This window comes from Alteromonas sp. CyTr2 (genome assembly GCF_947311905.1).
Classification (GTDB): domain Bacteria; phylum Pseudomonadota; class Gammaproteobacteria; order Enterobacterales; family Alteromonadaceae; genus Alteromonas; species Alteromonas macleodii.
In genome coordinates this window covers 1-23,153 of sequence record NZ_CAMZMZ010000015.1, presented here as the reverse complement: position 1 = coordinate 23,153, position 23,153 = coordinate 1, and the positions used below count along the sequence as shown (strand labels likewise).

23 protein-coding genes are annotated in these 23,153 nt (G+C 45.0%); 7 read left to right on the top strand and 16 right to left on the bottom strand.

Translation table 11 applies throughout. The features are described from left to right. Window positions 1-58: 58 nt before the first annotated feature. Complete coding sequence (locus QME20_RS09970) at window positions 59-1,969, top strand: methyl-accepting chemotaxis protein (protein ID WP_168532958.1); 1,911 nt, start codon at window positions 59-61, stop codon at window positions 1,967-1,969. 60 nt (window positions 1,970-2,029) lie between these two features. Here the strand turns inward: QME20_RS09970 and QME20_RS09965 are convergent, their stop codons facing one another. Continuing rightward, the gene (locus QME20_RS09965; protein WP_239239526.1) at window positions 2,030-2,563 is read right to left on the bottom strand and encodes a hypothetical protein; all 534 of its coding nucleotides are present in this window, start codon (window positions 2,561-2,563) and stop codon (window positions 2,030-2,032) included. A 327-nt stretch (window positions 2,564-2,890) separates the two neighbouring features. Next, entirely contained in the window at window positions 2,891-3,742 is an 852-nt protein-coding gene (locus tag QME20_RS09960; RefSeq protein WP_014975448.1) for a hypothetical protein, read from the bottom strand. Window positions 3,743-3,951: 209 nt separating this feature from the next. Here QME20_RS09960 and QME20_RS09955 point away from each other — a divergent pair, with 209 nt between their 5' ends. After that, complete coding sequence (locus tag QME20_RS09955; RefSeq protein WP_014947984.1) at window positions 3,952-5,769, top strand: sodium:proton antiporter; 1,818 nt, start codon at window positions 3,952-3,954, stop codon at window positions 5,767-5,769. Between the two features lie 294 nt (window positions 5,770-6,063). Here QME20_RS09955 and QME20_RS09950 read toward each other — a convergent pair whose 3' ends face one another. After that, complete coding sequence (locus tag QME20_RS09950) at window positions 6,064-7,374, bottom strand: 3-deoxy-D-manno-octulosonic acid transferase (protein WP_281715865.1); 1,311 nt, start codon at window positions 7,372-7,374, stop codon at window positions 6,064-6,066. Window positions 7,375-7,771: 397 nt separating this feature from the next. On the opposite strand from QME20_RS09950, the gene QME20_RS09945 reads away from it, so the two are divergent. Next, window positions 7,772-8,881 carry a glycosyltransferase family 4 protein gene (locus tag QME20_RS09945; RefSeq protein ID WP_187446860.1) on the top strand — a complete coding sequence of 370 codons (1,110 nt, stop codon included), beginning with the start codon at window positions 7,772-7,774 and terminating at the stop codon, window positions 8,879-8,881. Window positions 8,882-8,966: 85 nt separating this feature from the next. Here the strand turns inward: QME20_RS09945 and rpsQ are convergent, their stop codons facing one another. From rpsQ to rpsJ, 11 genes are read right to left on the bottom strand one after another with little or no spacing between them, the layout of a single operon-like run. After that, window positions 8,967-9,224: a 30S ribosomal protein S17 gene (rpsQ, locus tag QME20_RS09940; protein WP_014975444.1), complete on the bottom strand. Its 258-nt coding sequence runs from the start codon at window positions 9,222-9,224 to the stop codon at window positions 8,967-8,969. Continuing rightward, a complete protein-coding gene (gene rpmC / locus QME20_RS09935) occupies window positions 9,224-9,415 on the bottom strand; it encodes a 50S ribosomal protein L29 (RefSeq protein WP_014947980.1) in 192 nt (63 codons plus the stop codon). Before rpmC ends, rpsQ begins: the two co-directional genes overlap by 1 nt. Continuing rightward, window positions 9,415-9,825 carry a 50S ribosomal protein L16 gene (gene rplP / locus QME20_RS09930; protein WP_014947979.1) on the bottom strand — a complete coding sequence of 137 codons (411 nt, stop codon included), beginning with the start codon at window positions 9,823-9,825 and terminating at the stop codon, window positions 9,415-9,417. Before rplP ends, rpmC begins: the two co-directional genes overlap by 1 nt. Window positions 9,826-9,827: 2 nt before the next feature. Further along, entirely contained in the window at window positions 9,828-10,532 is a 705-nt protein-coding gene (gene rpsC, locus QME20_RS09925; protein ID WP_014947978.1) for a 30S ribosomal protein S3, read from the bottom strand. A 9-nt stretch (window positions 10,533-10,541) separates the two neighbouring features. Then, window positions 10,542-10,874, bottom strand: a complete 333-nt coding sequence (gene rplV / locus QME20_RS09920) for a 50S ribosomal protein L22 (RefSeq protein WP_014947977.1) — start codon at window positions 10,872-10,874, stop codon at window positions 10,542-10,544. A gap of 11 nt (window positions 10,875-10,885) precedes the next feature. Next, window positions 10,886-11,161, bottom strand: a complete 276-nt coding sequence (rpsS, locus tag QME20_RS09915) for a 30S ribosomal protein S19 (protein ID WP_012516961.1) — start codon at window positions 11,159-11,161, stop codon at window positions 10,886-10,888. Window positions 11,162-11,176: 15 nt separating this feature from the next. Further along, window positions 11,177-12,001 carry a 50S ribosomal protein L2 gene (rplB, locus tag QME20_RS09910; RefSeq protein ID WP_014947976.1) on the bottom strand — a complete coding sequence of 275 codons (825 nt, stop codon included), beginning with the start codon at window positions 11,999-12,001 and terminating at the stop codon, window positions 11,177-11,179. Window positions 12,002-12,015: 14 nt separating this feature from the next. Continuing rightward, on the bottom strand, window positions 12,016-12,315 hold the full coding sequence (gene rplW / locus QME20_RS09905; RefSeq protein ID WP_012516959.1) for a 50S ribosomal protein L23: 300 nt from the start codon (window positions 12,313-12,315) through the stop codon (window positions 12,016-12,018). Next, window positions 12,312-12,917 carry a 50S ribosomal protein L4 gene (gene rplD, locus QME20_RS09900; protein WP_012516958.1) on the bottom strand — a complete coding sequence of 202 codons (606 nt, stop codon included), beginning with the start codon at window positions 12,915-12,917 and terminating at the stop codon, window positions 12,312-12,314. The genes rplW and rplD overlap by 4 nt, the downstream gene beginning before the upstream one ends. A gap of 18 nt (window positions 12,918-12,935) precedes the next feature. After that, entirely contained in the window at window positions 12,936-13,574 is a 639-nt protein-coding gene (rplC, locus tag QME20_RS09895) for a 50S ribosomal protein L3 (protein WP_014947975.1), read from the bottom strand. An 18-nt stretch (window positions 13,575-13,592) separates the two neighbouring features. Further along, a complete protein-coding gene (gene rpsJ, locus QME20_RS09890; RefSeq protein ID WP_010179497.1) occupies window positions 13,593-13,904 on the bottom strand; it encodes a 30S ribosomal protein S10 in 312 nt (103 codons plus the stop codon). A 430-nt stretch (window positions 13,905-14,334) separates the two neighbouring features. Between rpsJ and QME20_RS09885 the strand changes: the two genes are divergently transcribed. Both QME20_RS09885 and QME20_RS09880 read left to right on the top strand, forming a co-directional pair. Continuing rightward, on the top strand, window positions 14,335-16,551 hold the full coding sequence (locus tag QME20_RS09885) for a GspE/PulE family protein (RefSeq protein WP_187446869.1): 2,217 nt from the start codon (window positions 14,335-14,337) through the stop codon (window positions 16,549-16,551). A gap of 109 nt (window positions 16,552-16,660) precedes the next feature. Continuing rightward, on the top strand, window positions 16,661-17,155 hold the full coding sequence (locus QME20_RS09880) for a sel1 repeat family protein (RefSeq protein WP_014947973.1): 495 nt from the start codon (window positions 16,661-16,663) through the stop codon (window positions 17,153-17,155). Window positions 17,156-17,216: 61 nt separating this feature from the next. Here the strand turns inward: QME20_RS09880 and acnA are convergent, their stop codons facing one another. Further along, window positions 17,217-19,934: an aconitate hydratase AcnA gene (acnA, locus tag QME20_RS09875; protein ID WP_281715864.1), complete on the bottom strand. Its 2,718-nt coding sequence runs from the start codon at window positions 19,932-19,934 to the stop codon at window positions 17,217-17,219. 488 nt (window positions 19,935-20,422) lie between these two features. On the opposite strand from acnA, the gene QME20_RS09870 reads away from it, so the two are divergent. Together QME20_RS09870 and gpmA are read left to right on the top strand one after the other, a co-directional pair. Then, window positions 20,423-20,884, top strand: a complete 462-nt coding sequence (locus QME20_RS09870) for a cupin domain-containing protein (protein WP_039225136.1) — start codon at window positions 20,423-20,425, stop codon at window positions 20,882-20,884. 178 nt (window positions 20,885-21,062) lie between these two features. After that, on the top strand, window positions 21,063-21,809 hold the full coding sequence (gene gpmA / locus QME20_RS09865) for a 2,3-diphosphoglycerate-dependent phosphoglycerate mutase (RefSeq protein WP_014947970.1): 747 nt from the start codon (window positions 21,063-21,065) through the stop codon (window positions 21,807-21,809). Window positions 21,810-21,875: 66 nt separating this feature from the next. On the opposite strand, the gene QME20_RS09860 is transcribed toward gpmA, so the two are convergent. Further along, window positions 21,876-22,877, bottom strand: coding sequence for a branched-chain amino acid aminotransferase (locus QME20_RS09860; RefSeq protein ID WP_014947969.1), 1,002 nt, complete (start codon window positions 22,875-22,877; stop codon window positions 21,876-21,878). Window positions 22,878-23,153 lie beyond the last annotated feature (276 nt).

Here is a 23,153-nt window from a genome sequence, read left to right as displayed (position 1 = left end):
GCAATGCCACGTCACCCTTGATCATAAATTTCAGCATTAACTTACGTGGTCGAAAGTCATGACTTTCAGTATAAAACAAAAACTCATTATTTCTCTTATTGTGGCGGTGCTCGCTGCTGCTATTCTTGTAGGTTCTATTAGCCAATGGATTGCCCGTGACCTCGTTAAAGAGAACATGGAAGAACTTCAGCTTCCTTCATTACTTAAACAGGTTGGTAACCGAGTGGACAGGGAAGCAAGTGTAATGCTTACCGTTGCTCACGGCATTGCTTCTAACCCCGACATTCTTGCCTGGTCGTCGGCAGGCGCAGATAGCGCTGGCGAACGCCGTCTCCTTAGCTATTTAAGTAATATCGTTGAATTTAACGATTTAACGGTAGCCTCATTTGTAGACAGAACCACCTACAAATATTGGAACCAAGATGGTTTCTTGCGGGTGCTACAAAACGATGAATTTGATGGGTGGTTTTTCGCTTACAAAAATAGCGGCGAACCAATTTCACTAAGCCTATACAACGAACCGGGTCAAGGTTACCGACTTTTTGCGAATTACCAGCAAGTAAACGGCAGAGGTATGTCGGGTGTCGCTAAATCGGTCGATGAGCTGCTAGATATCATCAATGCGGTGAAAATTGCGCAAACCGGCTTTGTCTTTCTTGTTGACGGAAACGGCACCATTATCGCGCATCCCAATACCGAGTTATTAGGAAAGGCTAAGTTAGCGTCCATAAGCGATTCAAGCACATCAGGGCGACTACTCAATCGTCAGAGCTTTGCCATGTCCACCAGCGATTCAACAGGCGACACGCAACTGTTTGCCAGTACCTATGTGGAAAAAGCCGGTTGGTACGTGGTTGCACAAGTACCCGAGCATGAGCTTTACGCATCACTAAATGCAGGCAGTCGCCAGATTATTATTTGGGCTTTGGTGATAGCAGGCGCTTTCGCGCTTATTGGTATTTGGCTAGCAGGCACGCTTACCAAACCACTTGAATCACTGGCCGATGTTTTCCAGCAGCTTGGCAGAGGACAAGGCGACTTACGCTCTCGTATTCCTATGCCAGAACAAAAGGAAATTGCCCGATTAGTGGAAGGGTTCAATAACTTTATTGATCACCTTCACGGCACCATTTCGCAAGTGGCGAAAACAAGTCACGCACTAAAGGCGTCAGCACAAGATGTTGCGAAGCAGTCTCATCAAACAGAAAACTCTACCAAGAGCCAGCGCGATCAAACCTTACAGGCGGCAGCCGCGCTAACAGAGATGGGCAGTACGGTAAATGAAGTAGCCCAGTCAGCTACCCATGCTGCGCAAAATGCAAATCTAGCTACAACTAATTCCGCTCACGGTCGAGAAATTACCCAACGTGCAGTACACGCGATAAACGGTCTCTCGGGTCAAATTCAAGATGTGTCTCGGGTTATTCAATCGCTAGATGAACACACCGCAGCCATTGGCGGTATCCTCGATACAATTCGAGGTATTTCAGAGCAAACCAATTTACTTGCGCTAAATGCTGCTATAGAAGCAGCTCGGGCTGGCGATCACGGCCGAGGCTTCTCAGTCGTTGCTGATGAGGTGCGAACACTTGCACAACGTGCCGCTCAAGCGACTGATGAAATACAGGTGAAGATCGATAAGTTCCAGCAAGACTCTAAATCTGCCGTTTCGCAAATGGAGTCAAGTCGCGCACGCACAACCGATGTGGTAACCGCAACCAATGAAATAGACAAACTGCTTCAAGATATCGCCGAAGAGATTGCTCACATTAATGATGTGAACACGCAAGTAGCGACGGCTACGGAAGAGCAAGCTACTGTGGTTGAAGATATCAGTCGAAACATTAATGACATTAGTGCATCAAGTGAAGAAACCCTGAATGCGACTAAGATATTGGTTAGCGTGAGTGACAAGCTCGACGAACTGGCACAAGAGCTATCGTCTGAAGTGAGCAGATTTAAGCTTTAAGTTTACTTATGTCTTATGAATGGCAAAGCGGTGAGATAACACAACCTTATGCGCCACCATTTAGAAAGTGATGGCGTATTCTACTTTTACTTGATTGTCACGGCTGGAGCGCCATGGCAATTGCATTGATGCTCCTTCACTTTCCCACGACTCTCTCATAGCACCAACAGTAAGAAGGTGCTTGTCTTCATTGAATGGAATTTCTACGTAAAGGCCAGCTGATGTGCTAGTAGGCAGACGAATTGTGTCGGCAACCGGTATACTCATCTCATGACGGGGGCGTACTTTATGACTTAACCCCAACCGATAATCACCTCTATCCCACCAGCTAACTACTTCAAATTCATGACTTCTGACACGCTGTGACAAAACTCCGTAGTCAAGCAGACCTTTATTGTAATGCACAATGGCTTCGACGTTGAACATAGGTGCCAGTTTTTGGCTGAACGCTAATTGATACTGCTTCTGCTTACAGCCTTTGAATTTAATCTTATTTTTGGTGAGGGTCAAAGAGAAGGTATCGTCGCTGTCCGAATATTTGTTGAGCCATTGCTGAGCCTTTTCAACCACAGAGGCATTAGCTGCATCTGCCATTAATAGACATGGGCAAACACACATTGCTAAAAAGGACTGGTTTAAACGTCTCATTTTTCGCTGCCTCTCAAATTGTGGTTGGCTACAACTTATTCGATCACAATTTCAGTATAGACAGGAATGTAGGCAGTTGGGTATTAGCCATTTTACTAACATCGACTAAAAGATAACTTTAAAAGAACAGCTGCTGACAATGAAAGAGCGCTTATTCACAATCGTGAATAAGCTTGGGGGGATTGGCTGCCAGACTTCAATCAGCTCGCTTTTTTATGGCGTTGCTCGTTACGGCGTTACCTGTTTTGGCACTACTTGTTATGGCGCTATTTGTTATGGCATTACTCTGGCGCTAGACAACGATGCTTTGCGCCCTTCCGTAGCTTCTTCGCTGAACCAATATGTGCCGCTATTATCCACGCATATGCCTTCAACTTGTTTATATTGCTCAAGCGGCCATACATCAAGAAGGGCAAAGTCGCTTGATACTTGAGCCATGAAAGTAGCAAAGTTTCCAAATGGATCTGATTTATAGCCGGTGATAACAAACCTATTTTGGTGCTGATCGAAGTCTACCCCAGTTACCACGCCCGGCAGTCCATCAATGGAAGCAAACGTACTAATGGTTTGCTCAGCTTCGTCTTCGTTCACTTTATAGATATGGGTTATACCAGTTTTCCAACTTTTAGAAAAAAGAAGCAGGTCATCGCCATGCTTAACCATCGCCTCTGAGTCAAAATCATGTGCATAAGGAATGTTATTCGAAGCGTCGTTACCCTCGTATTTCAACGTAATAGAGGTGATGTCATTCACATTTGAGCGGTTTACTTTATGTATTTCGACCTGCTCTCTTTTGCCTTTATTGTTTCCCACATCCGCAATGTAAAACGATGAAGCGTCAGCGGTTATTGCTTCCCAGTCTTTATTGGTGAGCGGTAAGCGCGTTCGTTCAATAATTTCACCCTGGTAATTTATACGATAAATGATGGGAGCATTACCTGAGTCATTTAATGAGTACATGCCGTCCGTTTCGCAAAATAGACCCGATGTTTCTGAAAGTTCTTCCGGCAACTCAACGATATTTTTTATTTGTAACTGTGCAGAAGGGATGGGATATTGAACTGCGCATGCCGATGCTAGTACAAGCGATGCTGATAAAGCCGCGAATTTAAAGTGAGTGTTCAATGAAAGGCTCCGAAAAGAACGATAAGTGACGAATAATATCAAACCTACCACTCTCTAACATGCATTTTAGTGCACTAAATAAGGTCTATTGGTCTAAACTTTTAGCCCAAGCGTATATCGCTATAAACATAGGTTGGCCTAAAGTCTCTGTATGACAAATGTTTAGGCTGATATACCATGGAATAATATCAACACGTTAAGGACTCACTTTGTCAGACCCGCTTCTTTCACTCGTTGCAGTTGGATTGCTGTCAATTACCTGCCAATACTTAGCCTATAAGGTTAGGCTCCCTGCTATTTTACCGTTGTTAATTGTCGGTATTGTGGTTGGCCCTGTTTTTGGCGTGCTCAACGCGGACGACTTATTCGGTGATTTGCTGTTTCCTGTCGTTTCTCTCTCTGTTGCCATTATTCTTTTTGAAGGGTCACTGACGCTGAAGTTCAGCGACATCGCTGGTCACGGTAACATGGTTCGAAACCTTTGCTCTGTGGGCGTGGTTGTAACCTGGCTTGTCGCAGCCACTGCAGCGCACTACAGTCTTGATCTTACTTGGCAGCTATCCTTCCTATTCGGAGCCATTGTTACCGTAACAGGCCCCACGGTTATAGTACCCATGCTCAGAACCGTGCGACCGAAAACGAATTTGGCCAATATCTTACGCTGGGAAGGGATTGTCATAGACCCTATCGGCGCTCTGCTCGCCGTACTGGTTTTCGAGTTTATCGTTGCATCGCAAGAAACCGCCATTACCCATACGCTAATAGCGTTTGGCAAAACCATTGGAATTGGCTCCGTACTTGGTCTCGCTTCTGGCTATCTGCTTGGTCTGTCTATTCGCAAAGACTGGATACCGCACTATTTACTTAACACCGCAGTGTTAACCGTTATTCTGGGTGTGTTTGCAGCGTCTAATTATGTTGCGCACGAGTCTGGCCTTTTGGCCGTTACCATATCTGGAATGGTACTGGCCAATATGAAGGACGTAGACGTAGAAGACATTCTTGAATTTAAAGAAACCCTCAGTGTTTTACTTATTTCAGGCTTATTTATTCTGCTTGCCACGCGTTTGAACTTACAATCGGTAGTGGATGTAGGTTGGGGCTCCATTGTAGTGCTTGCCGCCATTATGTTTGTGGCTCGGCCTTTGTCCGTATTGGCGTCCTCCGTTGGTACCGGACTCAAGTTAAACGAATTAGCCTTGCTAAGCTGGATTGCACCTCGAGGTATTGTTGCAGCGGCGGTATCAGCCCTTTTCTCTTTAAAGCTTGAAGAAATTGGCTATGAAGGCGCGGGTATTATCGTTCCTATTGTCTTTATGGTGATTATTGCAACAGTGGTAGTACAGAGCCTTACTTCACGCACTGTTGCGTCGCTACTTAAGGTGAGAGCGCCTGCGCCAACTGGCTATCTGATTTTCGGTGGCAGTAAATTCAACCGCGCCTTAGCGACGGAAATGATAAACCAAAAGCTAGACGTTACCATTGCAGATACTAACTGGGACGCAATAAGAGAAGCGCGTATGAAGGATATCCCAGTATATTTTGGCAACCCAATGTCTGACCATGCAGCACGACATCTTGACCTGAATACATTCGGGACCGTGCTGATTATGTCGCCTTATAAACAGCTTAACCCACTTATTGCTTATCACTTTGAATACACGATGGGCAAAGACAAAGTATGGGCGCTGACAAATAACGAACAATCTACGCGACCAAGTCACCAAGTTAGCGAACAATACGCGAAAAAACTTACTCTGTTCGATGAAGGCGTTACTTATGGGTATTTAGCATCGGCCATTGCCCGTGACTCAATGGTGAAAACCACCCGTTTATCTGAAGAGTTTACTTACGAGCAGTACATTAAACAGTATGGTGAGCGCGCTACACCTCTCATTGCGATCAACGCTGAAGGTAAGAGCTATACTTTTATCAACGGTAACAGTATTCAGCCTAAAGCAGGATGGCGTGTGATTAGCTTGATTGAACCAGAACGAAAAGAAGAAAAAGTAGAAGTGCAAAAGTAAGAAAACCTCCTGCCCACCGGCAGGAGGTCTCTCCCTGGAAAACGCGCAACGCAGTGCCCTTTTTAAAAGGTGCATATTTATTTGGATTTTACTGTTGTTACGCTGTCGCACACTTTATAGCAAGCAGCGAACCAACTTTGACAATCCTTGTATAATCAAATAGATAGCTAAAACCCAAGTCCCTATTCATTATCTTTTAGCTGTCACAGCGCCTAATTTGGTGCATCAGACGCACAAATGCGGGGTTCCTTTTTTGTTCAATAACAACGAGTTGCTGTTTTTGACTGACGGCATTTAACGAATACTGCGATGTATACACGCTAAAGTAGAATCTAACGCGCCGCTGTTATCCTGTAGTACCTTTTTACCGGCCATTCCCGCTTTTTCAGCTTTACTGGGTGATTCAAGCCATTCTTGTACCGTTGAAGAAACGCGAGAAGCATCTTCTACAATGCTTAATGCGCCACATTCTTTTAAATAGTCGCAGATAACAGGGTTATTATAGGTGTGTGGCCCCATCATTATTGGCAACGAGAATGCTGCCGGCTCAAGGGCATTATGGCCGCCTCTATCTGCAATAGAGCCGCCAACAAAGGCAAATGTTGCTACCGCATAAGCATGATTTAACTTACCCATTTCATCCAACAGGATAACGTTCACATCATCTGGAACGTTATCCACCTCTGAACTTTTGACGAAGTTCAGATTATGCCTTTCAAGTAATTTTGCTACGGCTTCAAAACGCTCTGGATGGCGAGGGACAATAATCACCCGTAGTTGAGGGTTCTCGTTCCATAAAACCTTTGCAGATTCAACAATAACGCTCTCTTCAGGTTCGTGCGTGCTGCCTGCAACTAGTATTGGCCTTGCACCCTTAGCTAACCCAAGAAAATGTGCAGAAGAGCTCGCTGTATTTGCGGCTTGATCAAACTTAATATTATTCGTGAGGGTTAGCTTATCTTGCGCAACACCAAGCCATGCATAATTATCATAGTCTCTCTGCCCTTGAGCACATACGTGAGATAGCTTAGCCAACATAGGGTTAAATAGTTGTCCGATTTTTTTATAACGTTTAGCCGAGCGCTCAGTCATGCGAGCATTTATTACCATAACGGGAATATTGCGCTTCCAGCACACGTGAATTAGGTTTGGCCATAGTTCAACTTCTGTAATCATTACTGCTTTGGGCTTAATGCGTTTCAGCATTGAAGACATAGTCAGCGACAAATCATAAGGCAGATAGAAATGGTGAACGGTGTCTTTGAATATATCTCGAACGCGAGCAGAGCCTGTAGACGTGGTTGTAGTAATGGTTATTTGCGCGTCTGGCTCGTGTTGCATTATTCGCTTTATTACGCATGAAGCAGCCACGACTTCTCCCACTGAAACACAGTGAAACAAATAGCCATTCTGCTTGAGCGGCTTTGGAACTATGCCAAAACGCTCAAATCTCCCTCGATGTGAGTCATCGCTTGTTTTCGTGGCTTTTATTAATAAATGAATAAATGCGAAGGGAATGGCAATCGCCAATACAAGCGAATATCCCCACCGGCAGAGCGTTTCAAGTAGAGTAGGTTTATAGCCACGTGTATTGGCAACAACCATAAATACGTCCTTTTTGATACAGATACTTCGACGGCACAACTACAAGTGATCGACTATCGATATTGAATTATGCTTTTCAAATACGGTGTGCTTGGCACTGCGAAACACCCACTCCCAGAGGTAAGCAGGTAATCCTAGCTATCTAGTGCCGCAGTTCCCGATAGATTCTTTCGACATTGTAGTGGCTAAATAGCCCGCGTCTAGGGCAAAGCGACCCTATACGTAAGTAAATAGTGTATATGAGAAAGGCAATAATATATTGATCACTCGCTTTATGCGTATAGCGATGTTTAAACAGTAAGATGTAACCACAACCATATAAGAAAAGCCGCAAAAAAACGGTCTTAAATAAAAAAGCAGCGTATACAGAATATTAAATAAATTTTAAGGAAGGCATTTGAGTATACGCGTTCTTCACATTGAACTTGGCATACACCTTCACGGTGGCGCAGAACAAGTTGCATACCTCATCAATGCGTTAGAGCACCATGATGATATATCACTTCACTTGGTTTGCGCTGAAGACAGTGAGATTCGTCATACGGCTTTTGGGTATTGTGAAACGCATACCATTAAGTATGCCGGTGAGTCAGACTTCCTATGTGTAAAGCGTTTACTGGAAGTCGTAAATGGGGTTAACCCAGATATTATTCATGTGCACAGCGAACGGGGTTCGGATGTATGGGGTGCCATGCTCGCCAAAATTTCAGGTGTGCCTACGGTTTGCACAAGGCGAATAGATAACCCCGAAACTCACTTTTCATTTTATAAGTACAAACAATTCGATGCAGTTATCAGCGTATCTGAAGGTGTGAGGAAAGTGGTTTCACTACATTGTGAAGGCGTAGAACATCAGCGCGTTATATATCCAGCAGTAGACTTAACAGAGTATTCCCAATGCAAAGATAGCGGTTGGCTGCGACGTACATTCTCTATTCCTGAAGACCATATCGTCATTGCAAACTTCGCTCAGTACATATCTCAAAAAGGGCAAGCGGATATCATTTTGGCTATGCACGATGTATTGAACAAGCATGAAAATGTAACCTGTTTATTGTTTGGCGAGGGAAATCTAAAAGAGAGCTATCAATCACTTATAGAACGCCATAAGCTAGACGAGCATGTGAAGCTTTGCGGTTTTACTAAAGAGGTAGCCAAAATACTCCCTAATGTAGATATTCTGGTTCATCCTTCCTATTCAGAGGGTTTAGGCGATATTTTACTTCAGGCAGGTGCTAATAAATGTGCAGTGTTATCTAGTCCTGTGGGGGGAATACCCGAAGTTATCAAGCATAAGGAGACAGGTGTAATGGTAGCGCCGGGAGATATTGACGGAATTGGGGAGAGCTTAATTAGTCTAATTGAATCCCCTGATGAAAGAGCACAATATGGAGAGGCTTTGTATAAGCTTGTCACAAGTAAATTTGGTATAGAAAGGATGTCCAGTGCCTACGCTGATTTATACAAGACGCTAGTCTTCAACGGCGCTGATAATGAACACGCTTAAGCCTATGGAAGCACGTGTAAGAAACTGCAGATACAAAAAAGCCGCTCGAGAGCGGCTTTTTTAAGACTTTGAAAAAAGTTAGCGATTAAACGCCAGCTTTCTCAACAACGTCAACTAGCATCCAAGATTTGCTCTTAGATAGTGGGCGACATTCACGTACTGTTACTACGTCACCTTTATTGCATACGTTGTTTTCGTCGTGGGCGTGAAGCTTAGTAGAGCGCTTGATGAACTTCCCGTAGATTGGGTGCTTAACAAAACGTTCAACTACAACAGTGATAGACTTATCCATCTTGTTGCTAACCACACGACCTTGTACTGTACGAATTTTTTGCTCAGTCATTACGCATCAGCCTTTTGAGTCAGAATGGTTTTAACACGCGCGATGTTACGACGTACTTTTCTCAACTGATCAGTTTTTTCAAGCTGACCTGTTGTGTGCTGCATGCGTAGGTTGAACTGTTCGCGTAGCAGGTTAATCAACTCTGCGTTCAGCTCTTCTACGCTCTTTTCTTTCAGTTCAGTCGCTTTCATTACATCACCGTCCGAGTTACAAAGGTTGTTTTAAATGGCAGTTTAGCCGCTGCCAATTCAAACGCTTCGCGTGCAAGATTTTCAGGAACACCTTCCATCTCGTATAGCACACGACCAGGCTGAATTTGGCATACCCAGTACTCAACGTTACCTTTACCTTTACCTTGACGCACTTCTAGAGGCTTCTCAGTAATTGGCTTGTCAGGGAAAACTCGAATCCAAATTTTACCTTGACGCTTAACGTGACGAGTCATAGCACGACGCGCTGCTTCGATTTGGCGCGCAGTCATTCGACCACGACCAACTGCTTTAAGGCCGTAAGTACCAAAGGCAACAGTATTACCCGCTGCTAAGCCGCGGTTGCGGCCTTTGTGCATCTTACGGAACTTCATGCGTTTTGGTTGTAACATGATTAGCCCTCTCGCTTAGCGTTGCGGCCTTTCTTCTTAGGTTGAGCAGCTGGTGCTTGCTCTTGAGTTGTAGGTAGACCACCTAGAACTTCACCTTTGAAGATCCATACTTTAACGCCGATGATACCGTAAGTAGTTGACGCTTCAGAGGTTGCGTAATCGATATCCGCACGGAAAGTGTGCAGAGGAACGCGACCTTCACGGTACCATTCAGAACGTGCAATCTCTGCTCCGCCCAAACGGCCGCTAACTTCAACTTTGATACCTTTCGCGCCTAGACGCATTGCGTTTTGTACTGCGCGCTTCATAGCACGACGGAACATAACACGACGCTCTAGCTGGCTAGAGATGCTGTCAGCTACTAGCTGGCCATCTAGCTCTGGCTTACGTACTTCAGCGATGTTGATCTGAGCTGGCACGCCGGCTAGCTTAGATACGTAGTTACGCAACTTCTCTACGTCTTCACCTTTCTTACCGATTACAACGCCTGGACGAGCAGTGTGAATAGTCACACGGATGCTCTTAGCAGGACGCTCGATCACGATTTTAGAAAGTGAAGCGTTCTTTAGTTGCTTAGTCAGATACTGACGTACCTGATGATCGTTATACAGGTTGTCTGCATAGTCTGCAGTATTAGCGTACCAGGTAGAAGTCCATGGTTTGCTGATACCCAGGCGTATACCTGTAGGATGTACCTTCTGTCCCATTATCTACTCCTAGTTATCCGCTACAACCACAGTGATGTGACTGCTGCGCTTGAAGATACGATCAGCACGGCCTTTAGCACGTGGCTTGATACGTTTCATAGTTGGACCTTCGTCAACGAAAACTTTAGACACGCGTAACTCGTCGATGTCTGCGCCTTCGTTGTGCTCTGCGTTAGCAATCGCAGATTCCAATACTTTCTTTACTAGCGCTGCGCTTTTCTTCGGGCTGTACGCAAGAAGCTCTAGAGCTTTCTCAACGTGCATTCCGCGAATTTGATCCGCAACCAAGCGTGCCTTTTGAGCCGACGTGCGGGCAAAACGGTGTTTAGCTAATGCTTCCATCTTCCTACCCCTTAACGTTTAGCTTTCTTATCCGCGACATGGCCGCGGTAAGTACGCGTTGGCGCAAATTCGCCCAACTTGTGGCCGACCATTTCGTCACTAATAATGACAGGTACATGTTGGCGACCGTTATGGACCGCAATGGTCAACCCAATCATATCTGGGATGATCATAGAACGACGAGACCAAGTTTTGATTGGTTTACGTTCGTTCTTTTCCACTGCAGCCTCTACCTTCTTCAGCAAGTGAAGGTCAATAAAAGGACCTTTCTTGAGAGAACGTGGCATGGTGAATCCTCGCTATTACTTGTTTCGACGACGTACGATAAGCTTATCAGTACGCTTGTTGCTTCGGGTTTTCTTACCTTTGGTAGGAACACCCCAAGGAGTTACTGGGTGACGACCGCCTGATGTACGACCTTCACCACCACCGTGTGGGTGATCAACCGGGTTCATGGCAACACCACGAACGGTAGGACGAACACCACGCCAGCGTGTAGCACCAGCTTTACCTAGTGAACGAAGCATGTGCTCTGCATTGCCAACTTCACCGATAGTGGCGCGGCAATCAGATAGAACTTTACGCATTTCGCCAGAGCGTAGACGTAGGGTAACGTAGTTTCCGTCACGTGCTAGGATCTGAGCATAAGCACCAGCAGAACGTGCGATTTGCGCACCTTTGCCAGGCTTCATTTCAATTGCGTGTACAACAGTACCTACAGGGATGTTACGCATAGGTAGAGTGTTACCAGACTTGATCGGAGCGTCCGAACCAGACTGGATTGCATCACCTGCTTGCATACCCTTAGGAGCCAGAATGTAACGACGTTCACCGTCTGCGTACAATACTAGTGCAATGTTTGCAGAACGGTTTGGATCGTATTCTAAACGCTCAACTTTAGCTGGAATGCCGTCTTTGTTGCGTTTAAAGTCGATTACACGGTAGTGTTGCTTATGACCACCACCAATGTGACGAGTGGTAATACGACCATTGTTGTTACGACCGCCAGATTTGCTGTTCTTTTCAAGCAAAGGTGCGTACGGTGCACCTTTGTGCAGGTCAGGATTTACGACCTGAACAACGTGACGACGACCGGCAGAAGTTGGCTTAGCTTTCAATAATGGCATTTCTAATCCCCTTCTTACTCAGCACCACCGACAAAGTCGATGTCCTGACCTTCTTTAAGAACCACGTAGGCCTTTTTCCAGTCGCTGCGCTTACCGAAAGACATGCCGTGACGCTTGGTTTTACCCTTAACGTTCACAGTACGAACACCTTCAACTTCAACTTCAAACAGTTTTTCAACTGCAGCTTTGATTTCGGCTTTGTTCGCGTCTTTAGCTACTTTAAATACAACTGTGTTGTTCGCTTCAGCAGCCATTGTAGACTTTTCTGAAACGTGAGGTGCTACTAGCACCTTCAGTAGACGTTCTTCTTTCATGCTAACGCCTCCTCAAGTTGTTTAACCGCATCAGCAGTCATTAGCACTTTTTCAAATGCAATCAAGCTCACTGGGTCGATGCCTGCTACGTCACGTACGTCAACTTTGTACAAGTTGCGCGCCGCTAGGAACAAGTTCTCATCAACTTCAGGAGTAACGATTAGAACGTCATTTAGTTCATATTCGTTAAGTGCAGAAATAAGAGCTTTAGTCTTAGGTGCGTCAACACCGAACTTCTCTACAACAACCAAACGGTCTTGACGGATTAGTTCAGACAGGATGCTCTTGATCGCACCGCGATACATTTTCTTGTTAACTTTTTGGTCAAAGTCACGAGGCTTTGCTGCGAAAGCACGGCCACCGCCAACCCAAATTGGGCTACGGATTGTACCAGCACGAGCACGGCCAGTACCTTTTTGACGCCATGGCTTCTTACCGCCACCACGAACTTCAGCGCGAGTTTTCTGCGCTTTTGTACCCTGACGAGCACCTGCACCGTAAGCTACAACTACCTGGTGTACCAGGGCTTCGTTGAATTCACGTCCAAAGGTCGCTTCGGATACTTCAAGAGCGCTTTGCGCGTCTTTCAATGTTAATTCCATCAGTTCACTCCCCAGACGTTACGCTTTAACAGCTGGCTTTACGATTACATCGTTGCCAGTTGCGCCAGGTACGGCACCTTTAACTAGGATAAGGCCGTTCTCTACGTCAACACGTACAACTTCCAAAGACTGAGTAGTCACTTGCTTGTTACCAAGCTGACCAGCCATTTTCTTGCCTTTGAATACTTTACCTGGTGATTGGTTTTGACCAATTGAACCAGGAGCACGGTGTGACAAAGAGTTACCGTGTGTCATACGCTGAGAACTGAAGTTCCAGCGCTTGATAGCACCTTGGAAACCTTTACCTTTTGATGTACCAGTTACATCAATTTTCTTAGTGTCGTTAAAGATTTCAACAGTGATTTCACTGCCTACTTCAATATCGGCACCTTCGTTTTCTTCTAGGCGGAATTCTACTAGAGTGCGTCCAGCTTCAACACCAGCTTTAGCAAAGTGACCTGCTTCAGCTTTGTTGATGCGGTTAGCTTTCTTAGTTCCAGCAGTAACCTGAAGAGCGCGATAACCGTCAGTTTCCTCAGTACGAAGCTGAGTAACGCGGTTTGGGGTCGCTTCAATAACAGTCACAGGGATAGACGTACCATCTTCAGTGAAGATGCGAGTCATACCCACTTTACGACCGACTAGACCAATCGCCATTGTTATAACCCTCTCTTATTAGCCCAGGCTGATTTGAACATCAACGCCAGCAGCCAAGTCCAAACGCATCAACGCGTCAACTGTTTTATCAGTTGGCTCGATGATGTCTACCAAACGCTTGTGAGTACGGATTTCATATTGATCACGCGCGTCTTTGTTAACGTGCGGAGAAATCAGAACTGTATAGCGTTCTTTGCGAGTAGGTAGAGGAATAGGACCACTTACCTGAGCACCAGTGCGTTTCGCAGTTTCAACGATTTCAGCCGTAGACTGATCGATCAACTTGTGATCAAACGCTTTCAAACGAATGCGAATTCTTTGATTTGGCATCGATTAAGCTCCAATCGAAAGAACAAAAAAATTCACCCTTTCTCTTCCATTTATTCCGGAAAGAAAGGATGTGCGTAAACCGATGGTTCCCAATCGGAACCCTGTTCTTTTTTCTAGCACGCCAGCAACAGGCTAATCAGTGATGATGAATCCGTTACTTCGGCAACCACCCTAAAAGCAGTGAGGTCGCGGCTAAAAATTACGTGCCCTAATTGGGCAGTGGGCGCGAATTATACAGAAAGGTAGCAGCAATGCAAGAGGCAGTTTGCTTTTTATACACATATTTTTACGCTATACCAGTGTATGTAACTGTCTATAAGTAGTATTGTTGCTTTCGTGGTATAGGTATATCTTGTTACCCTAGCTTAACAGGCACTTGTAACGCCAAATGCATAAAGGACTAGGCGCCAACATTATTAGTAGTGAGAATATGGAAGTAGTGAATAACCAGCAAACTTTTGCACAAATAAAACGCATTTTAAATAACCATTCCACGTTACTGGATGCATATGGCTTATTAGAGCCAATTATACTTGGTTTGTTTGATGCCCAGCGTATGAGTATTTTTCAACGTCGACGTCAGCATCAAGATTTGGTCGCGAGATTTAAAACGGGTAAAGAGACGCTGGAAATAAAGGTGCCAATTAGCCCAATGTCGATTGCTGGTTATGTTGCCCTATCACAAAAGGCTGTGGTTATTGACGACCCGTATAATCCTGCACTACTTCAAAGCATTCACCCTCGCCTGCGCTTCGCCGACAAGTTCGACAAAGACAATGACTTTAAAACCCAGAACATTTTATGCGTACCTATAATGAATGCGGGCGTGTTGATGGGTGTTATCCAAATCATCAACAAAGTCAGTGGTGGTTTTACTGAAGAAGATTTAAAGCTAGGTAATGCCCTTGCACTTATTCTTGGCGACAAGTTCAGATTTGAACTGGGCGGCACAAACAACCCTTTCGATCTACTAGTCCACAAAAGCTTATTAGACGAGGCTACATTAAACGATATTCAAAGTTCTACTCCAGACATTCGCGCTCTTATTCAGCGTCTTGTATCGGAACACCGCATCTCTGAAGAAGAAATTGGCAACTCGCTTTCTATTCACTATCAGGTGCCTTTTATTCCTTATTTACCTGATAAGTATCACAGGTTCGAAAATGAAAGCCGTCTGAATGTTTCTTATTTAAAAAGAAACTATGTGGCTGTCATTGCCGATGCCCATGACAAGCCCATCGTGTTGATGGCTGAACCTAATAATGCGGCGCTACTTATGGAAATAGAGAGCGCCATGGGTATTGATAGCTACGAGATAGCTGTCAGCCTTCCTAGCTTAATTCTTCAATATTTGGGGGAAAACAGCGGTGGTGGTGGCCCCGGCGAGATGAGTGATATTCTCGACGAGATTGGTACATCAACTGAAGATAACGACGACCAGGTCGATGAACTTTCTGACGACGCCCCTGCTGTGGTGCGCTTAGTAAGCCGTATTCTGCACGATGCAAAAAGACTCAACGCGTCAGATATTCACATAGACCCAGAGAAAAACGCGCCCACTCGTGTACGTATGCGCGTGGACGGTGTGTGCCGCGACATGAACCAAGTGCCTAATTCGCATCACAGTGCGGTTATTGCACGCATAAAGATTATGTCGAATTTGAACATTGCCGAAAAACGCGTACCTCAGGATGGCAAACTCGCGTTTAGAATGAATGGTCAACTTGTTGAAGTTCGTGTTGCCACCATTCCTACGGTTGCCGGTGAAGGTGTGGTTATGCGTATTCTGGCATCTGGCGGTGCGATGCCTATTGATAAGATGAACTTGGCACCGAACAACCGTGCGCGTTTAGAAGAAATGATTAAGAAGCCTCACGGCATTCTTCTCGTTGTTGGGCCAACGGGTTCAGGTAAAACCACCACGCTTCACGCTATATTGGGATATTTAAACACGCCTGAAAAGAAGATTTGGACCGCTGAGGACCCGGTGGAAATCACGCAACCCGGCCTACAACAGGTACAAGTAAGCCCCAAGATTGGCTTCAACTTTGCTGCTGCCCTGCGCGCATTCTTACGTGCTGACCCTGACATTATTCTTATTGGTGAGATGCGTGATAAAGAAACCGCGCATGCAGGTATTGAAGCCTCGTTAACCGGTCACTTAGTACTGTCTACACTGCATACTAACTCAGCCCCTGAAACGATTACCCGTTTACTTGATTTGGGTCTCGACCCAGTGAACTTCTCAGATGCCTGCGTGGGTATATTGGCTCAACGTCTTATTCGAACACTATGCGGTAACTGTAAAGAAAAGTACATCGCCACTGAAACCGATATGGCCTTTATTGAGCGCCAGTATGGTCATGCTCACATGGCGGAGCTGAATATTCAGACGCCACTAGAGCTTTACCGTGCTAAAGGCTGCGAAGAATGTGGAAACACGGGTTACAAAGGTAGAACAGGGGTACATGAACTACTAGGTATGACGCCAGAGCTTCGGTCAATGGTGTACAAAGAAGCCAGCGTCGCCGATATGAAGTCTCAGGCTGCTGCTGATGGCATGCGCACCCTCGTTCAAGACGCAATTTTCAAAGTTTTGAAAGGCGACACCGACCTTGCACAAGTCCAAATTATTGGTGGAGATTAATCACTCAACTCTTAAAATTTTTAGTAACATAAAACAAAAACTGTACTTTTAGACGGTTCACTATGAGTGTGAATTGCGTTATAAATTTATCAAAAAGAAGGGATACTACATGAAAAATCTATTAGCAATAGCTGCCGTTTTATCTTCAGTTGTACTTTCAGCCCCTACGTTGGCTCAGTCGCATACAAAGAATCATATTTGGAAATCCGAATATTTATCTACTTTAGAATTGGGCTTGCACGCCCTGAAGGCAGAGAAGTATGAAAAAGCACTGGAGAAGCTGACTGCTTCTGCAAAAATGGGAAATAAAGAAGGTCAATATTACCTCGCGCAAATGTATTTCCAAGGATGGGGGACGCCCGTTAATTATGAAGAAGGCTGGCTCTGGTTGAATGTTGCAATGGAACAAAAAACCGCTGAATGGAACCGTTCTTACCGACAGATAAAGAATGCTTTACCTGAAGACTACATCAATGCTTTAGAGCCTTATGTAGAAGAATATATCTCTCTTTACGGTGCACAAGCCCAAGATTTGAGATGTGAGACACGCGCTGCCATCGGCTCGAATATTAAAGAAGTAATCTGCGAAAAACGCTATTACTAACATCACATGGCATAGCGACTTCTCACTACAGAGAAGTCGCTTACCACTACCCTTATACGTGCTATTTCTTCAAGTATTCTCTTATCACGTAATGCAGAATGCCGCCGTTTTCAAAGTAAGTGAACTCGTTTGATGTATCAATTCTGATATCCATCGTAAACGTTGTTGTTTTTCCTTCATCCGACACGGCTTTAACTTCAACCTCAGTCTGCCCACGTTCAACAGCGTTAATAGAAAAAGACTCATTGCCTTTAAGCTCCAAAGAACTCGCGCTATCACCTGACTTAAATTGAAGTGGCAAAATCCCCATTCCAATCAGGTTAGAGCGGTGAATTCTCTCGTAGCTCTCGGCTAATACTGCTTTCACCCCCATCAAAGAAGGGCCTTTAGCTGCCCAATCTCGACTCGAGCCAGTACCGTACTCTTTTCCACCAATTACAATGGCTGGTACGCCGTCATCTTTGTAACGCATAGCAGCATGGAAAATAGACATACTATCGCCACTTGGGAAGTGTGTGGTTGCACTGCCTCTCGTCCCAGGTGCCTGTTGGTTTTGAAGACGCACGTTAGCAAACGTACCTCTCATCATAACTTCGTGGTTACCACGACGCGATCCATAAGAGTTAAAGTCTTTAGGCTCAACCCCTTGGGCCTGCAGGTACTCTCCGGCTGGGCTATCTTCTGCGATGGCGCCGGCTGGAGAAATATGGTCGGTAGTAATCGAATCGCCCACCTTAACCAAACATCGTGCATTTTCAATTGCAGTTAGAGCCTCTGGCTCCTTACCCATTACTTCAAAGAAAGGCGGATGCTTAATGTAGGTTGATTCTGGCCAGTCGTAGACCGATGTTTTACTTACCTGCAGTTCATTCCATTCACCGCTTCCTTTAAATACATCTGCATACTTTTCTTTAAACAAATCACCGGTGACGTTTTCCGCTATGTATTGCTGAATTTCGTCTTCGGTAGGCCAGATGTCTTTTAGATATACCGGAGAACCATCACTCGCCTGCCCCAACGGCTCTTTAGTGATATCTACATTCATGTTCCCAGCCAACGCGTATGCAACAACCAGTGGTGGTGATGCAAGGTAGTTTGCAGCCACATCAGGATGGATACGCCCTTCAAAGTTGCGGTTACCAGATAAAACTGAGGTAACCGTAAGTTTCGCTTTTCTAATGGCGTCGGTAATGGCATCAGGTAGCGGTCCAGAGTTACCAATACACGTAGTACAGCCGTAGCCAACCAAGTTAAAGCCTAGTGCTTCAAGTGGGTCCATAAGACCTGCATCTTCTAGATACTGAGTAACAACCTGAGAACCAGGTGCTAATGAAGTCTTAACCCACGGCTTACGAGTTAGCCCTTTTTCTGCTGCTTTCTTCGCAAGTAAGCCTGCGCCAACGAGTACTGATGGATTTGACGTATTAGTACAGCTGGTGATAGCAGCTATTACAATAGCGCCATCTTCAAGGTTGAACTTGCTTCCTCTGAACTCCACGAACGAGTCGTGTTCTTCGTCCACCTCGTCTGTTGTACCTAACCCCGCTTCTGCGATGAGATCGGTTTCTTCATCAAGTACTTTCACGTCAATTTGCGAACGATGCCACTCTCTAAATGCCTCTGCTGCATTATCCAGGGCAATTCTATCTTGAGGACGCTTAGGTCCAGCAAGTGAAGGAACCACTTCATCTAAGTTAAGTTCCAGGGTCTCATGATACTGGGCATCTTTTGAGTGGTCGTCGTGCCATAGGTGGCTGAATTTCGCATATTCCTCTACAAGGGCAATTTGATCTTCGTCTCGGCCGGTGAGTCGCAGGTAATCTAGCGCAACATCATCAATGGGGAAAATACCGCAAGTAGCACCATATTCAGGCGCCATGTTTGCGATGGTGGCACGGTCTGCCGTAGTAAGATGCTTAAGACCCGGTCCATAGAATTCTACAAACTTTCCAACAACACCATGTTCACGTAGTTGTTGTGTGATAGTTAGCACCATGTCGGTGGCAGTTACGCCAGCAGGTAACTTACCTGAAAGCCTGAAGCCAACCACTTTTGGTAATAACATTGTTACTGGTTGACCCAGCATCGCTGCTTCTGCTTCAATGCCTCCCACACCCCAGCCAAGTACGCCAAGGCCATTAATCATAGTGGTATGCGAATCTGTTCCTACTAGGGTATCTGGGTAAACCAAGGTTTCTCCATCCTGTTCCTTAGTAAACGCGCAACGAGCAAGATACTCTAGGTTAACCTGATGCACGATACCGCGACCAGGGGGAACCACTTTGAAATTGTCAAAGCTAGACTGACCCCATTTTAGAAATTGATAACGCTCTCTATTTCGCTGGATTTCGATGTCGGTATTCTTTTCAAGCGCATCGTCTTCAGCAAAATGATCTACCATTACTGAATGGTCAATAACCAGCTCTACTGGATTGAGGGGGTTAATCGCCTGAGCGTCGCCACCTAAACGATTAACCGCATCGCGCATGGCTGCTAAATCAACAATAGCAGGCACACCCGTAAAATCTTGGAGGATGACGCGTGCGGGAACGAAAGACACTTCGTGATCAACGTGATTATCTGTGTCCCACTTTGCTACTTGCTCAATATCGTTGCTGTTAACAAACTCTTGGTCTTCATGACGAATTAGGTTTTCCAAAAGAATTTTGATACAAAATGGAAGCCTGTCGAGCGCATATTTACTGCCTATACCGTCAAAATTAACCGCCTTGAAGTTTTTGCCGTTTACTTCAAGCTGCGAAAAAGACTTATATGTCATACGCTCACCATCCTTCTTTGCCTGTTCGTGAATATTGTTTACGTTTCAATTTTGCCAACGCAAGAAACGAGCAACGTGTTTTTCGTCGCCTTATTTTCCAATTTGTACGGCCTAAACATGAAAAAAAGTTCACCTACTATTAGTAATGGCATCGCTTTTTTAGCTATTTCTCATTATTGGTTTAAACAGATGGATTATGCAGAAGCGCTGTAACAGTTGGAAAAAGCTGACTGGGGCAGATAGCGCTTATTGGTAAATAAGCTTGACACATTTTATATTGAGGCTAATTGGTAAGAAAATTTCGCGTATGCACAGAGTACTTGCTGATTAAGATGGTTTACAAATATGCAACATTTCTGTTTTCTTATAACGCACCAAACGGTATGCTTAAAAGAAGGTTAAACATTAAATGTCTTAATACATGCTTAGGAAAGCTTTGGGATATACAAGCATTAGTAGTAAGCAATAACAATAATAACGAAGTTCTCATGACACACCCGCTAGTTAAGAAGTACAACCTTGCACCTCACCCCGAGGGAGGTTTCTATCGTCAAGTTTTCCGTTCTGAAAACGAAACTAAATCCTTTGTGCACAATGCTAGTCGTCCCGCGCTTACTCATATTTATTTTCTTCTACTAAAGGGACAAGTAAGTCGTTTTCATCGCGTGTTACATGATGAAGTGTGGAATCACTACGAAGGGGCTCCACTACAACTGTTTCAACTTGAAAAACAACAGTTGTGGGAACGTCGCATTGGTGGGCAAAGCACGGACTATGTTGAAGTTGTTAAAGCAGGGAATTTTCAGGCAGCCGCAACTATGGGCGATTACTCACTTGTTGGTTGTACAGTAGCACCTGGCTTCGACTTCGAAGACTTTAGCTTTATTGAAGAGCCATCAATGAAAGAGTGGATAAAAGTTGCTCATCCAGACCTTACCCGTTTTATATAATATATTCCCAAGTTATAGTGATAAACACACGTCTTACCTGCGATTTTGTACCAGCATAAACTGGATTTTTAAGCGCCAATCAAGGATGATAACAGCAGATTTTTAAATATACGTCTGAACGTCCAATTTCTGGAATTATCTCAGACTATTTCACTCTAACGCCGCAGGTAACCCAACTATGTATAAATTGGTACTTATTCGTCATGGAGAAAGTCAGTGGAACTTGGAAAACCGTTTCACAGGCTGGCACGACGTTGACTTGACCGACACTGGTGTAGCACAAGCAAAGACCGCAGGTCAGCTTCTTAAAGATGCTGGATTTACATTTGATCAGGCTTATACGTCTGTACTTCTTCGCGCAATTAAAACACTTAATATTGCACTTGAAGAGATGGGTCAGCACTACCTTCCAGTTGAGCGTCACTGGCGTCTGAACGAGCGTCACTACGGTGCGTTAACAGGTCTAGACAAAGCAGAGACTGCCGCTAAGCATGGTGAAGAACAGGTTAAAATCTGGCGTCGTAGCTTCGACATCCCACCTCCGGCAGTTGAAGATGACAGCGAGCACTTCCCAGGTCACGATCCACGTTACAACAATGTAGATGCTGACATCCTGCCACGTGGTGAAAGTCTAAAACTAACTATCGAACGTGTACTACCATACTGGCACGACGTTATTCGTCCAGACATCCAAGCAGGCAAGCGCGTAATTATTGCTGCGCACGGCAACAGTCTTCGTGCTCTTGTTAAGTACCTTGATGGTATGTCAGACGAAGAAGTGTTGGGCCTAAACATTCCTACAGGTGTACCGCTAGTATACGAACTAGATGAAAACCTTAAGCCAATCTCTAAAGAATATCTTGGCGATGCTGACGCTATCAAAGCAATGATGGATGCAGTCGCTAAGCAAGGCAAAGCGAAGTAATCGAGTGCCTTTTTAGAAACGAAAAAGCCTGCGTTCGCAGGCTTTTTTAATGGGTGTCTGATTAGACTAGTTTGGCACTTTCACCAACCAATTGTGAGTGTCTTCGGCCTTACCCCATTGGATATCATTTAACGCTTGTCTTAGCTTCATCGTTACAGGGCCAGCTTCACCGTTACCCACCTGATACTCTTTATCATTGTGAATAAAAGTACCTACCGGCGTAAGTACAGCCGCTGTACCAGACAGTGCTGCTTCAGTATTCGGTTTGGCTGAACGCTCTAGTAGTTCGTCTACAGTAATATCACGCTCACTCACCTTCATGCCGTGGTCTTTGGCAATTTGAAGAATCGTTGCTCGGGTCACACCGTGTAGGAAGCTAGAATCTAACCCTTTAGTAATGATTTCATCACCATCGATAAGCAGAAAGTTAGCAGCCCCGGTTTCTTGTACATCGCCATTAGGGCAAAACAGAATTTGATCAGCCTGAACTTCTGCACGCGCTTTAAGAATAGGAGGCAACGCACTGGCGTAGTTACCACCGCTTTTTACCATTCCCATGTGCGGCGCACAGCGCATGCCTGTTTCGTCAAGCAACAAGCGAAGTGGCTTCAAACCGCCAGCAAAGTAATCACCAACCGGCGATAACAGGACGTATAGCATAGAACTTGCTGATGGCGCTGCCGCTTTACCGATAGACGCTTCTGTGCCGATATGCGTAGGGCGGATATACATAGAACCTGGAGGCTCTGGAACCTCAGAGGCATATTTTGCAACAATATCGATGATCATCTTTTCGACTTGCGCTTTGTCTATTTCAGGCAAGTTAAGTAGACGGCTACTTTGAGCAAAGCGCTCAATATTCTTATCCATTCTAAAAATGTTGATGCTGCCATCTTCGTGCTTAAATGCTTTCAATCCTTCAAAGCATGTACTTGAGTAATGAAGCACGTGTGCACCAGGGTGCAGCTGAATACTATCTGCACTGACAAATTCGGTGTCAGTCCACTTATCGTTGACAAAGGTAGCAAGTGCCATTTGTGGCATGAATACTGTACCGAATACGGCCATTAGTTTGTCCTATTTACTTCGACTAGAAAAATACTCGACAGAGTTTACCAAAAAACGCTCACTTTGCTAAAAGTAAGTCAGATCTATTAAGGCTTTTATCGAATAAGAATGTCTACAAATACTGACAACACAAAAATAATGGGGTCAGAGTCTGAGGGATCCCCACGAATTTAATTTCATATGCCTCCGGCCCAGGCTGCGTCAACTATGGAGCTGTACCATTTGAGTGCAGCTTTCCACTGTCGCATAGTAAATCGTATTCGACAAGCGACAGCC